This is a genomic window from Nissabacter archeti (assembly GCF_018257325.1).
GTDB classification, from domain to species: Bacteria; Pseudomonadota; Gammaproteobacteria; order Enterobacterales; family Enterobacteriaceae; genus Chimaeribacter; species Chimaeribacter arupi.
The window spans coordinates 125927-137942 of sequence record NZ_JAERKB010000008.1; the positions used below are offsets into that span (position 1 = coordinate 125927).

Below are 12016 nucleotides of genomic sequence, written 5' to 3' on the forward strand. Positions count from 1 at the left end.
TCTCCTGTTTCCTTGTCAAAAAAATACCTGGGGACGTTTAAGTGTATAAGCAGAAAAGAAAAAGGGGGCGATATCGCCCCCTGATGACAGGTTTCGCCGTCAGGCCGTGAAACCGGGAATAAAGCGTGAGACGTCCACCTCTTTGAACCGGGAACGCTGGAACTGATCTTTCAGGTTGAACGGCACGGTGCAGTCAAAAATGGTTTTGCAGGAGATACCGGTATCCTGGATCAGCGGGTTGAACGCCGGGGACTGCGACGGGTCGAGCGGGTGGCAGCGCACGCCGGGAATGAAGACGGTGCTGACGTCGCCCTGGTAGCGGGTTTGCATCGCCCACAGCACGTCGTTGGTGTCGAAAATATCGACATCCTCATCCACCAGGATCACATGTTTCAGCTCACCAAAGGCGGCGAACGCCAGCAGGGCCGCCTGGCGCTGCCGCCCCTCGTCAGAAATCGACGCTTTTTTGAACTGCATCACCGCCAGGTATTTGCCGCCGCCGGACGAATGGGCGTAAACGTTGAGCAGGCGGCCCGGCATGGCGCGCTCCACCATCTCCAGGATGCTTGCCTCTGTCGGGATACCGGCCATGTTGACGTGCTCCTCGCTGGGGCCAATCACCGTTTGCAGGATCGGGTGCTTGCGGTGGGTGATCGCTTTCACCTTGATGACCGGCACCGCGGCTTTGGCCTCGCCGGTGTAGCCGGGGAACTCCGGCATCGCTTTGCCGGTATTGGTGTTCTGGTCTTCCCGCACCCGGTAGTCCGGCACCAGTTCGCCCTCAATCACAATCTCGGCATTGGCAATGGCGCGGGCATCCACCGAGAGGCATTTCACCAGCTCCACCGCCTGATTGCGCAAACTGCCGGCCACCGCCAGCTCGTCGTAGCCCAGCGGGGTGGTCGGCGGCTCAAAGCAGGCCCCGATTTCAATCGCCGGGTCCACGCCGATGCTGATGGAGATCGGCAGCGCTTTCCCGGCCGCCTCCGCTTTCTGGCGGAAGGTGTCCAGGTGGCGGCCCGGCACAAAATACATCGAAATTTCATCCGGCCCCTGGATGCAGAGGCGGTGGATGGTGACGTCTGATTCGCCGGTTTCCGGGTCAGAGGCGTAACACATGCCCATGGTGAAGTAAGGCCCGGCATCCTCTTCGGTGTTGGTCGGGGCGGGCAGCAGTTTACGCACATCAAAGCCCGGCTCCCCGGCGCGGTGCACCACTTCCTGGCACGGCGCGTTCTCATTGGCGATGACCACCGGCGGAACCGGGTTATTGACGGAATCCTTCAGCAGGAAGCCGAGTTTCTCCGGGTCAGCACCCAGCAGGCGCCCCACGCGCCGGCGCGAGGCCAGCAGGCCAATCAGCACCCGCACGTCATCAAAACCTTTAACCTTGTTAAACATCATCGCCGGGCCGATGCGGGTCGGCCGTTTTACCGTGCCGCCTGCGCCGACATAGCGGTAGACGCCGCTGATTTCGGCATTCGGGTCAGCTTCCACATCGGTGCTGATCAGTTCATCGGGGTAGCGCGCCAACAGGGCGAGGGCGGAGCGCAAGTCATAAACGGTGCCCGGTTCCAGTGTCGTTTTAATCATAATGTTCACCTTCTTTCAGGGGATGATTTCTTCAGCCCTAAGCATAGGCAGCAACAAAAAGCAGGGGGTAATACTGTTTTCATCCCCCGACCTATACCAGAAAGGTTGTAACCGGCGCGTATCCATGCTGATCTGCCTGCGGGTGATCCGCGTGGGGCGGGTAAGCATCAGGGAGGGAGTATGGATCTGAAAAGGTTGCGTTACTTTTGTGTGATTGTGGAGCAGGGGTCGATCAGCAAAGCGTCACGGATACTGAATATTTCCCAGCCGCCGCTGAGTAAACGCCTGCAAGAGCTTGAAGAGGAGATCGGCACCGCGCTGGTGACCCGTAACGGCCGCGGCATCAGCCCCACCGAGGCCGGGAAGGTGCTCTACCAGCGTGCCTGCGACATCCTGCGCAGTGTGGAAGAGGCACGCAGCGACGCACTTCAGGCCGCCGGGCATCAGGCGCAGGTGTTGCGCATCGGCATCTCTTACCTTTATCAGTGTTATTTCAGCCCGCTGGTGGCCCTGTTCTGCCAGAAGCTTGACGGCATCCGGGTCGAGACAGTGATTTCTGACTCCAGCACGCTGGAAACCATGCTGAACGAGCGGCGCATTGATGTGGCGCTGATCCAGCAGCCGCAGTCGCTGGCGGGGTATGCCTGTGTCAGCCTGCCGCCGATCAAGGCAGTGGCGGTGATGTCCCGCTCACTGCCGGCCCCTGCGCCGGGCGCGCCGGTGTCGCTGGCGGATCTGGGAAAACTGCCGCTGATCCTGTTGCGGCGCATCCACGGCGAAGGGACATTCGAGCTGATCTCTGCCCAGCTGCGCAAGCTGGGGGTGCAGCCGAACATTATTATCTCCGGCAATGAGCCGCGCATTGTGTTCGATATGCTCTCACAGGGGATTGAGGCCGCCTCGCTGATGCCGGCCTCCGAGGTGCCGGAACAGGTGAAAACCCTCTGCCACGTGGCAGACATCCGCCCCATGCCCAACGTTTTCTTCCCGGCATTGGTGACGCCGGCCGCCGCCCCGCAACAGCCGGAACTGATGGCGGTGCTGCTGGCATACCAGGGGGCGGCGGCATCTTCTTAAACTGTGTTCGCCAAGGGAAAAGCCACCTCCTTTCCGGTTCACCCCTGTTTTTTAAGGGAGGCGATAAATTCTGCTACCGGGGCCGTGTCTTCTTGTTCACTTTCTGCGGTCTTAAGGCGTCTTAATTGTTCCAGCAGATATTTCTTCTGCTCCGCCTGCGCAAAACGATTAAGTAAATCCCGTACCATCGGCTGGTAGCCAACACCATAGCGTTGAGCAATCTCTTTAAGCTCACGAATCAGCGTTTTAGGCAGGCGGATCGAGATGGCCTGCAGCCCCAGTTGGTCATCAATCCCGGAGGCCGCCTTCTCAGAGACAACCTGAACATGCTCTTCAGACGCGCCCAGTTCACGGTTATCCCATTTGTCACTGTCTGCTAAGAATGCATTGAAATCATCGCTCATGGCTTTTCCTCTTTTTTATAATGTCAGGTGATAGCAGGCTGCCGGAGCACCCCGCAGGCAATCTTTCACCAGCGTTCAATAGCCATGCTTTTGATAAATCTCATCTTCAAGCGGGTTTGGCTCGTACGCTGTTTTCAGCACAGGGCCACAGGGATTGCCCGGCCCCCGAGGGACAAAACAGATTTTTAATTTCCTGCCGCTGTTCGTTTCAGCGATAAACCACAGCGTAGGGGGGATGGTCTGATTCTTTTCTCGCGAATCTTTAAGGTAATGACCATCGCGGTTTAAAAAACACTCCTGGACTTCCTTTTCAGAAACACCATGTTTTTGAATCAGTTTTTCTAAAATAACCGGGAAAATTTTAATATGCATAAGTGGCTGACGCCTCCTTGTCCATGCCCTTATGGATGCCATTGTATATACAGGGTGGTAATTAAGCAATCAAGTCTATTGGCATAAAAATGAGGTAATTAAAGAATAATTCATCATGCATCTTCTTTTTGTATATACAGCTTATCAGCGAAGGTGGGACAGGCAGTGAGGCAGGCACAAAAAAACCGGCTTGCGCCGGTTTTGGAAGTCAGGTTGGGAAGGTGAGCACCGCGCCGGGGGCTTCACGGTGGAGGTGCAGGAAGTGCAGGTGACGCTCGTACTGGTCGAGGATGTCGTTGATAATCTGCTCTTTGCTGTAGTCCATCAGGTCATTGCCCTGGGTACCCTCCAGCAGGTAGGTCTCCAGCCGGTAATAGTGTGACTTGCCGGCGCGGGCGCGGTAAGTGAACGCCGGTACTGAATAGCGCTGCGGCCAGATCTGGTAGACGAAGTTCTGCTCCTCGCCGAGGCGCACCAGCAGCTCCAGGTGGCTCAGGCGCTCCTCGCCCTGCGGCGGCAGCTCGCTGAACTCCACTTTCGCGCCGCGCACCGCCAGTTCGCGTGCCACTTCTTCCATCGCCGGGCGGCAGACGTTGTCCAGCATCTTCTGGGTATAGGTTGCGCCGGGGTGGTTCATCACCCGCGCCAGGCGCTGTTTCCAGTTCAGCACGCCATCACGTGATACCGGGGCCGGGGCGTTCTGCATCGCACTCGCTTTCCGGTAATCCTCAACTTTCAGCGATTTATACAGCCCGGCCATCACAAAGAAAATCACGAAACTGAACGGCAGGCCCATGATCACCGTGGTGTTCTGCAACGCCGACACCCCGCCGGTCAGCAACATGCCGAGCGTCAGCAGGCCAATCGCCACTGACCAGAATACCCGCAGCCAGTTCGGTGCGTCGTTGTTGATGTCCGCCAGTTTTGAGGTGAAGTTGCCGAGCACCAGCGAGCCGGAGTCCGCTGAGGTCACGTAGAACAGCAGGCCGGTGATGGTCGCCACCGAGGCGCTGAGGTTGAACGCCGGGTACTGCGCCAGCAGGCTGTAGAAGCCGCGCTCCGGGTATTGCATCACTTCATGGGCGAAGGCCAGGTTGCCGTGCAGAATCTGGTAGAGCGCGCTGTTGCCGAAAATCGAGAGCCACAGCAGGGTAAACACAAACGGAATAATCAGCGTGCCGCACACAAACTGGCGGATGGTGCGCCCGCGCGAAATCCGCGCCAGGAACAGCCCGACAAACGGCGACCACGCCACCCACCAGGCCCAGAAGAACAGCGTCCAGCTGTTCATCCACTGCGTCGGGCGGTCAAAGGCGAAGCTGTTGAGCGTCATGCCCATAAAGCGGTTGATGTAATCGCCGACATTCAGCACCAGCGCATTCAGCAGGAACTCGGTGTCACCGGCAAACAGCAGGAACAGGATCAGCCCCAGCGCCAGCAGCACGTTCAGCTCTGACAGGAAGCGGATGCCCTTGTTCACGCCGGACGTCACGGAAACCGTGGCCATAATCACTGACAGCAGAATCAGCGCCGCCTGCACCCGCAAATCTTCCGGGATATGGAACAGCACTTTCAGCCCGTAGTTGAGCTGCACCACGCCAATCCCCAGCGTTGTGGCGATGCCGAAAATGGTGCCGACCACCGCCGCGATGTCCACCGTGTGGCCGATAGGCCCATTGATGCGCTTGCCGAAAATCGGGTAGAGCGCGGAGCGGATGGTCAGCGGCAGGTTATAGCGGTAGCTGAAGTAGGCCAGCGCGATGCCCATCAATGCATACATTGACCAGCCGGTCAGGCCGTAGTGGAACAGCGTCCAGACCATCGCCTGCCGCGCCGCTTCCAGCGTCTGCCCCTGGCCTTCCGGCGGCATCATGTACTGCGTCACCGGCTCCGCCACGGAGAAGAACATCAGGTCGATGCCGATCCCGGCGGCAAACAGCATCGCCGCCCAGCTCATCATGCTGAATTCCGGTTTGGACTGCTCCGGCCCGAGCTTGATGTCGCCGTAGCGCGAGCAGGCGATAAAGATCACAAACACGATATAGAGGGTGGCCGCCAGCAGGTAGTACCAGCCGAAGGTGGCCGACACCCAGTTCAGGGTGGCGGTTATCCAGCGGCCGGACTCCGCGGTAAAGAAAATGGTCATCAGCGAGAAGGCCAGGATCAGGCCGGCTGACGTGAAGAACACGACAGGGTTTAACCGGTCGGCCTGCGGTTTAACGTCTTCGGGTGTACTCATGCTTTCCCCATACTTGTCTCAAACGGGATCTGATGGGCAACAGAAGCGCGCTTAGCGCATATCAAAGGGCGAGTCGACTGCTTAAAAAAACGCCTGTTACAGGGCATCCGCTGAGACCGCTTGCCGTTGCAACCTGTCAGATCAAAAAGTTTGTTGTTTGCGCCAGATCAAAAAACGCGCCGCAAATCAACGATTTCTATCCTTAATTTACACAATTCCATAACGTTGCGGTAATAAAATATATGCATTTTTAATTGAACGTTCAATCAAAAAAAAGTTTAATAGGGGCCAACAACGCGCCGCAGCCGGAAGCATTGGCCGGTTCTGACGCGAGTCGTTCTGGCTTTTACCCGGAGAGGGCACCATGCCGAAGGTAGGAATGCAGCCGATCAGGCGGCAGCAATTGATTGAGGCGACGCTGGCCGCCGTGAATGAAGTGGGGATGCATGACGCCTCCATTTCGCAGATTGCCCGGCGCGCCGGGGTGTCAAACGGCATTATCAGCCACTACTTCCGTGACAAGAACGGGCTGCTGGAAGCGACCATGCGCTACCTGATAAGCCACCTGGGCGAGGCGGTGCGCCAGCGGTTGCGGCCGTTACAGGGCGGTGATGCCAGGCTGCGCCTGCGGGCGATTGCCGAAGGCAACTTTGACGAAAGCCAGACCAACAGCGCGGCGATGAAAACCTGGCTGGCCTTCTGGGTCAGCAGTATGCACAGCCCGCAATTGAAACGTTTACAACGGGTTAACAGCCGCCGGCTGTTTTCTAATTTATCTGCCGAGTTCCGCCGCGGCCTGCCGAAAGCGCAGGCGCGCCGTGCCGCCAACGGGCTGGCGGGCATGATCGATGGCCTCTGGTTACGCAGCGCCCTGAGCGGCGACAGCTTCGACCGCCGGGAGGCACTGGAGATCACGTTTGACTATATCGACCAGCTCTTGAGCGACGCGCGGCAAGATTAACCGGCACGATTAACCGGCACCACACAGAGCAACTGACAGGAGAAACCTATGTCCCGCTATGGCTTGCAAAAACTCTATATCAACGGCACCTACACCGATTGCGCCACCGGCGAGACGTTTGATGCCGTTAACCCGGCCAATGGCGAGGTGATCGCCCAGGTTCAGGCCGCCACCGCCGCCGATGTGGACCGCGCCGTCGCGGCTGCGGCGAAAGGGCAGAAAGTGTGGGCGGCGATGACCGCCATGCAGCGTTCGCGTATTTTGCGCCGCGCCGTGGATATCCTGCGTGAGCGCAATGATGAACTGGCGGAAATTGAAACCGCCGACACCGGCAAACCGCTGTCTGAAACCACGGCAGTGGACATCGTGACCGGCGCGGACGTGCTGGAGTACTACGCCGGGCTTATCCCGGCCATCGAAGGGCAGCAGATCCCGCTGCGCGACAGCGCCTTCGTTTACACCCGCCGCGAGCCGCTGGGCGTGGTGGCCGGCATCGGCGCCTGGAACTACCCGATCCAGATCGCGTTGTGGAAATCCGCCCCGGCGCTGGCCGCCGGTAACGCGATGATCTTCAAGCCGAGTGAGGTCACCTCGCTGACGGCGCTGAAGCTGGCCGAGATCTACACCGAGGCGGGCGTGCCGGACGGCGTGTTCAACGTGCTGCCGGGCAGCGGCAAGCAGGTCGGCCAGGCGCTGACTGAGCACCCCGGCATCGCCAAAGTCTCCTTTACCGGCGGCGTGGTGAGCGGCAAGAAAGTGATGGCGAATGCGGCCGGTTCCACCCTGAAAGAGGTGACGATGGAGCTGGGCGGCAAGTCCCCGCTGATCGTGTTTGACGACGCTGACCTCGACCGCGCGGCGGACATCGCCATGATGGCCAACTTCTACAGTTCCGGCCAGGTCTGCACCAACGGCACCCGCGTCTTTGTGCCGGAAAGCCTGAAAGCGGCGTTTGAGGAGAAAATCCTGGCGCGCGTGCAGCGCATCCGCATCGGCCAGCCGACCCAGCCGGACGTCAACTTCGGCCCGCTGGTGAGCTTCGCCCACATGGAAAACGTGCTGCGCTTTATCGAAAGCGGCAAAAAATCGGGCGCGCGCCTGCTGGCCGGCGGCGAACGCCTGACCGACGGCGTGCTGGCGCAGGGTGCCTGGGTCGCGCCGACGGTGTTCAGCGATTGCACCGACGACATGGAAATTGTGCAGGAAGAGATCTTCGGGCCGGTGATGAGCATCCTCACCTACCAGACCGAAGAGGAAGTCATTGCCCGCGCCAACAACACCACCTTCGGCCTGGCCGCGGGGCTGGTGACCCGCGACCTGAACCGCGCGCACCGCGTCATCCACCAGCTCGAAGCCGGCATCTGCTGGATCAACACCTGGGGCGAATCCCCGGCTGAGATGCCGGTCGGTGGCTACAAGCACTCCGGCGTCGGCCGTGAGAATGGCCTCGGCACGCTGGAACACTACACGCAGATCAAATCGGTTGAAGTGGAACTGGGCGAATTCAGCTCCGTGTTCTGACCGACCCAAGACATGTTGTCAGGGGCAGCAGGCCGGTAACGCCTGCCGCGGTTTATGCGGGGAGAGATTACCCCGCCTGCCGCCGCTTTCCGGCGGCCGATGCCCCGACCCACAGCAATCACATTGAGGAGACATTCAATGGAATACGATTACATCATCATCGGGGCCGGTTCCGCGGGTAACGTCCTCGCCACCCGCCTGACCGAAGACCCAGGTGTCACCGTACTGTTGCTGGAAGCCGGTGGCCCCGACCACCGCCTCGATTTCCGCACCCAGATGCCGGCTGCGCTGGCCTTCCCGTTACAGGGCAAACGCTATAACTGGGCCTATGAAACCGACCCGGAGCCGCATATGAACAACCGCCGCATGGAGTGCGGGCGCGGCAAAGGGCTGGGCGGTTCCTCGCTGATTAACGGCATGTGCTACATCCGCGGCAACGCGATGGATTTCGACAACTGGGCGAAAGCGCCGGGGCTGGAGCACTGGAGCTACCTCGACTGCCTGCCGTATTTCCGCAAAGCGGAAACCCGTGACATCGGCCCGAATGACTACCACGGCGGCGACGGCCCGGTGAGCGTGGCCACGCCGAAAGCCGGCAACAACCCGCTGTTCCACGCGATGGTGGAGGCGGGCGTGCAGGCCGGCTACCCGCGCACGGACGACCTGAACGGTTACCAGCAGGAAGGTTTCGGCCCGATGGACCGCACCGTGACGCCGAACGGCCGCCGCGCCAGCACCGCGCGCGGTTACCTCGACCAGGCGAAATCACGCAGCAACCTGACCATCCTGACCCACGCCACCACCGACCGCATCCTGTTCGACGGCAAGCGTGCGGTGGGCGTCAGCTATTTCCACCAGGATGAGTACAACGCAAAAACCGCCCGCGCCAGCCGCGAAGTGCTGCTGTGCAGCGGGGCGATCGCCTCACCGCAGATCCTGCAACGTTCCGGCGTCGGCCCGGCCGCGCTGCTGAACAGCCTCGACATCCCGGTAGTGCATGACCTGCCGGGCGTGGGCGAGAATTTGCAGGACCACCTGGAGATGTACCTGCAGTACAGCTGCACCCAGCCGGTGTCGCTCTACCCGGCATTGCAGATGCACAACCAGCCGAAAATCGGTGCGGAGTGGCTGTTCAAAGGCACCGGCGTCGGGGCCAGCAACCAGTTCGAGGCGGGCGGGTTTATCCGCAGCCGTGAAGAGTTTGCGTGGCCGAACATCCAGTACCATTTCCTGCCGGTGGCGATTAACTACAACGGCAGCAACGCGGTGAAAGAGCATGGTTTCCAGGCGCACGTCGGTTCGATGCGCTCGCCGAGCCGCGGCCGGGTGCAGGTGAAATCCAAAGATCCGCGCCAGCACCCGAGCATCCTGTTCAACTATATGTCCAGCGAGCAGGACTGGCAGGAGTTCCGCGACGCGATCCGTATTACCCGTGAGATCATGGCGCAACCGGCGCTCGACCCGTACCGGGGCCGCGAAATCAGCCCCGGCGAGCATGTGCAGAGCGATGAGGAGCTGGACGCCTTTATCCGGGAACATGCCGAAACCGCCTTCCACCCGTGCGGCTCCTGCAAAATGGGCACCGACGAGATGGCGGTGGTAGACGGCGAGGGCCGGGTGCACGGCATGAGCGGCCTGCGCGTCATTGATGCGTCCATCATGCCGCAGATCATCACCGGTAACCTGAACGCCACCACCATCATGATCGCCGAGAAGATGGCTGACGCCATCCGCGGCCGCCAGCCGCTGCCGCGCAGCACCGCCGACTACTATGTGGCCGGTGACGCGCCGGTACGCACGGTGCCGCTGAAGAAAAGCGCCTGATTCTGCTGCTGTTGCGTGACAAAAGCTGCCTCCGGGCAGCTTTTTTTATCGCCGTTTTTCATCCGGTTCATCTATACTTCGTGGCTATGTTCTATATATACTTTGTATATGTTTCATATCAGGGGGAACCCGATGGGCATCATTAAAATCTCTGACCTTATGCATGACGAACTGCGCGCCGCCAGCGACATCTATTGCCGCTCGATCAACGCGCAGGCGGAATACTGGCTGCGCATCGGCCGGCTGGCCGAACGCAACCCCGGCCTGACCTACAGCGACATCATCACCCTCTTGCATGCGCCTGAACAGGCCAACGGAACACTGACCACCAAGGAGCCTTCATGAACAACATTATGCTGCACTCTGCCGCCGACATCGAACAGGCCCGCACTGCCGGGCATCTGGCGGCGGAAGTGCTGGCGATGATCGGTGAGTATGTCAAACCGGGCGTCACCACCGATGAACTGGACGCGATCTGCTACCGCTATATCGTGGACAAACTGCACTGCACCCCGGCCAACATCGGCTATCACGGCTACCCGAAAACCATCTGCACCTCGGTCAACCATGTGGTGTGCCACGGTATCCCGACCGATAAAAAGGCGCTGAAAGAGGGGGATATCGTCAATATCGACGTGGCGCTGATTAAAGATGGCTGGTACGGCGACACCAGCCGCATGTATTTCGTCGGGGAACCGTCAATCCGCGCCAAATTGCTGGTGGAAACCACCTATAACGCCATGGTGGCGGGCATCCGCGTGGTCAGGCCGGGCGCGACGCTGGGCGACATCGGTTATGCCATCCAGAACGTGGCGCATGAGAAAGGCTTCTCCGTGGTGCGTGAATATTGCGGGCATGGGGTCGGCACCGAATACCACACCGATCCGCAGGTGTTGCACTACGGCCGGCCAGGTGAGGGGATGCCGCTGAAAGCTGGGATGATCTTTACCATTGAGCCGATGATCAACGCCGGGAAAGCGCCGACCAGCACCCTGGCCGATGGCTGGACGGTGGTCACGCGTGACCGTTCGCTCTCCGCGCAGTGGGAACACACCGTGGCGGTGACGGAAACCGGGTTTGACCTGCTGACCCCGTGGCCGGACGGCTACGGCGACTATGCCCCGATTTGATTACGCCCCGGTTTGATTACGGCCCCGATGTCATTGCGCCCTGCGTTAACTGCGCGCCGGGTTAACGCGTCGCCGGGGGGCTGAGCGGCCCGGCAAAAAAAAGGCCTGTCCGGAGACAGGCCTGAAGCGCGCGGCAAGGGGCCGGAAACTTATTTGGCGTAGGCTTCGGTAGAGATAGTGATCTGTACGTCGTCGCCCACTGCCGGGACATATTTGTCCAGCTTGAAGTCAGAACGTTTGAGGGTGGTGGTGGCGTCAAAACCGATCGCCTGTTTCTTCATCATCGGGTGCTCGCCCTGTTTGTTCAGCACGGCGTGCAGCACAACCGGCTTGGTGATGCCTTTCAGGGTCAGGTTACCTTCAACATCATACTTGTTGTCGCCGGTGGCGGTGACTTTGGTGCTGTGGAAGGTGGCGGTCGGGTATTTGGCGACGTCGAAGTACTCGGCGCCTTTGAATTCGCTGGTCAGGGCCGCAACGTGGGTATCAATGCTGCTCACCGGGATGCTGACATCCACTTTGGACTGCGCGAGGTTTTGCGCGTCAAAAGCGATGTTGCCGGTGACGTTGGACAGGTCAGCGGTCGGGTGTGAAAAGCCGAAGTGCGTCCAGGAGACCACCACGGAGGTATGGCCGGGGTCCATCGCGTAGTGTTGGGTCGCGGCGGCAGACACCTGAGAATACAAGCCGATGCTCATGATCACCGGAAGCCATACTTTTTTCATGACTGACATGGGTTACGTCCTTTTCGTTAAAGAATATGCATTTACGTCTTCCTGCAGTCTGCGTGACTCCCCCTGATCCCGCCAGCGAATATATTTGACCGGTATATTCAAAAAATTTTACCAATCCACCGCCCGCGGCCTGCTGTTTTCCCGGCATAAAAAAACCGCCC

At 59.7% G+C, this 12016-nt stretch carries 11 protein-coding genes; 6 read left to right on the forward strand and 5 right to left on the reverse strand.

Annotated features, from left to right (window positions below; genetic code table 11):
* Positions 1-99: 99 nt before the first annotated feature.
* The gene (locus tag JK232_RS12300) at positions 100-1593 is read right to left on the reverse strand and encodes a UbiD family decarboxylase (protein ID WP_101829215.1); all 1494 of its coding nucleotides are present in this window, start codon (positions 1591-1593) and stop codon (positions 100-102) included.
* A 180-nt stretch (positions 1594-1773) separates the two neighbouring features.
* Between JK232_RS12300 and JK232_RS12305 the strand changes: the two genes are divergently transcribed.
* A complete protein-coding gene (locus JK232_RS12305) occupies positions 1774-2670 on the forward strand; it encodes a LysR family transcriptional regulator (protein WP_101857796.1) in 897 nt (298 codons plus the stop codon).
* Positions 2671-2708: 38 nt separating this feature from the next.
* Here the strand turns inward: JK232_RS12305 and JK232_RS12310 are convergent, their stop codons facing one another.
* From JK232_RS12310 to JK232_RS12320, 3 genes are all read right to left on the reverse strand, one after another.
* Positions 2709-3074, reverse strand: a complete 366-nt coding sequence (locus tag JK232_RS12310) for a hypothetical protein (RefSeq protein WP_212589271.1) — start codon at positions 3072-3074, stop codon at positions 2709-2711.
* A gap of 75 nt (positions 3075-3149) precedes the next feature.
* Positions 3150-3446, reverse strand: coding sequence for a BrnT family toxin (locus tag JK232_RS12315; protein ID WP_212589272.1), 297 nt, complete (start codon positions 3444-3446; stop codon positions 3150-3152).
* Between the two features lie 208 nt (positions 3447-3654).
* The gene (locus tag JK232_RS12320; RefSeq protein ID WP_072925978.1) at positions 3655-5685 is read right to left on the reverse strand and encodes a choline transporter; all 2031 of its coding nucleotides are present in this window, start codon (positions 5683-5685) and stop codon (positions 3655-3657) included.
* Between the two features lie 364 nt (positions 5686-6049).
* On the opposite strand from JK232_RS12320, the gene betI reads away from it, so the two are divergent.
* The 5 genes from betI to map all read left to right on the forward strand — a co-directional run bounded on the left by betI (position 6050) and on the right by map (position 11121).
* On the forward strand, positions 6050-6646 hold the full coding sequence (gene betI, locus JK232_RS12325) for a transcriptional regulator BetI (protein ID WP_072925976.1): 597 nt from the start codon (positions 6050-6052) through the stop codon (positions 6644-6646).
* Positions 6647-6694: 48 nt separating this feature from the next.
* Positions 6695-8167 (forward strand): betaine-aldehyde dehydrogenase, encoded by a 1473-nt coding sequence (gene betB / locus JK232_RS12330; RefSeq protein WP_101829211.1) that lies wholly within the window; start codon positions 6695-6697, stop codon positions 8165-8167.
* Between the two features lie 138 nt (positions 8168-8305).
* Complete coding sequence (betA, locus tag JK232_RS12335; protein ID WP_101835038.1) at positions 8306-9991, forward strand: choline dehydrogenase; 1686 nt, start codon at positions 8306-8308, stop codon at positions 9989-9991.
* 132 nt (positions 9992-10123) lie between these two features.
* Positions 10124-10336: a ParD-like family protein gene (locus JK232_RS12340; protein ID WP_072925971.1), complete on the forward strand. Its 213-nt coding sequence runs from the start codon at positions 10124-10126 to the stop codon at positions 10334-10336.
* Entirely contained in the window at positions 10333-11121 is a 789-nt protein-coding gene (map, locus tag JK232_RS12345; RefSeq protein WP_072925970.1) for a type I methionyl aminopeptidase, read from the forward strand. Before JK232_RS12340 ends, map begins: the two co-directional genes overlap by 4 nt.
* 149 nt (positions 11122-11270) lie before the next feature.
* Here map and JK232_RS12350 read toward each other — a convergent pair whose 3' ends face one another.
* Positions 11271-11855, reverse strand: coding sequence for a YceI family protein (locus tag JK232_RS12350; protein WP_072925968.1), 585 nt, complete (start codon positions 11853-11855; stop codon positions 11271-11273).
* Positions 11856-12016: the final 161 nt, after the last annotated feature.

Excerpts from the sequence above, each read along its gene's own strand:
- JK232_RS12340 (WP_072925971.1), top strand. The coding sequence starts at position 10,124 with ATGGGCATCATTAAAATCTCTGACCTTATGCATGACGAACTGCGCGCC.
- betB (WP_101829211.1), top strand. The coding sequence starts at position 6,695 with ATGTCCCGCTATGGCTTGCAAAAACTCTATATCAACGGCACCTACACC.
- betA (WP_101835038.1), top strand. The coding sequence starts at position 8,306 with ATGGAATACGATTACATCATCATCGGGGCCGGTTCCGCGGGTAACGTC.
- betI (WP_072925976.1), top strand. The coding sequence starts at position 6,050 with ATGCCGAAGGTAGGAATGCAGCCGATCAGGCGGCAGCAATTGATTGAG.
- JK232_RS12305 (WP_101857796.1), top strand. The coding sequence starts at position 1,774 with ATGGATCTGAAAAGGTTGCGTTACTTTTGTGTGATTGTGGAGCAGGGG.
- JK232_RS12350 (WP_072925968.1), bottom strand. The coding sequence starts at position 11,855 with ATGTCAGTCATGAAAAAAGTATGGCTTCCGGTGATCATGAGCATCGGC.
- map (WP_072925970.1), top strand. The coding sequence starts at position 10,333 with ATGAACAACATTATGCTGCACTCTGCCGCCGACATCGAACAGGCCCGC.
- JK232_RS12300 (WP_101829215.1), bottom strand. The coding sequence starts at position 1,593 with ATGATTAAAACGACACTGGAACCGGGCACCGTTTATGACTTGCGCTCC.
- JK232_RS12320 (WP_072925978.1), bottom strand. The coding sequence starts at position 5,685 with ATGAGTACACCCGAAGACGTTAAACCGCAGGCCGACCGGTTAAACCCT.
- JK232_RS12310 (WP_212589271.1), bottom strand. The coding sequence starts at position 3,074 with ATGAGCGATGATTTCAATGCATTCTTAGCAGACAGTGACAAATGGGAT.
- JK232_RS12315 (WP_212589272.1), bottom strand. The coding sequence starts at position 3,446 with ATGCATATTAAAATTTTCCCGGTTATTTTAGAAAAACTGATTCAAAAA.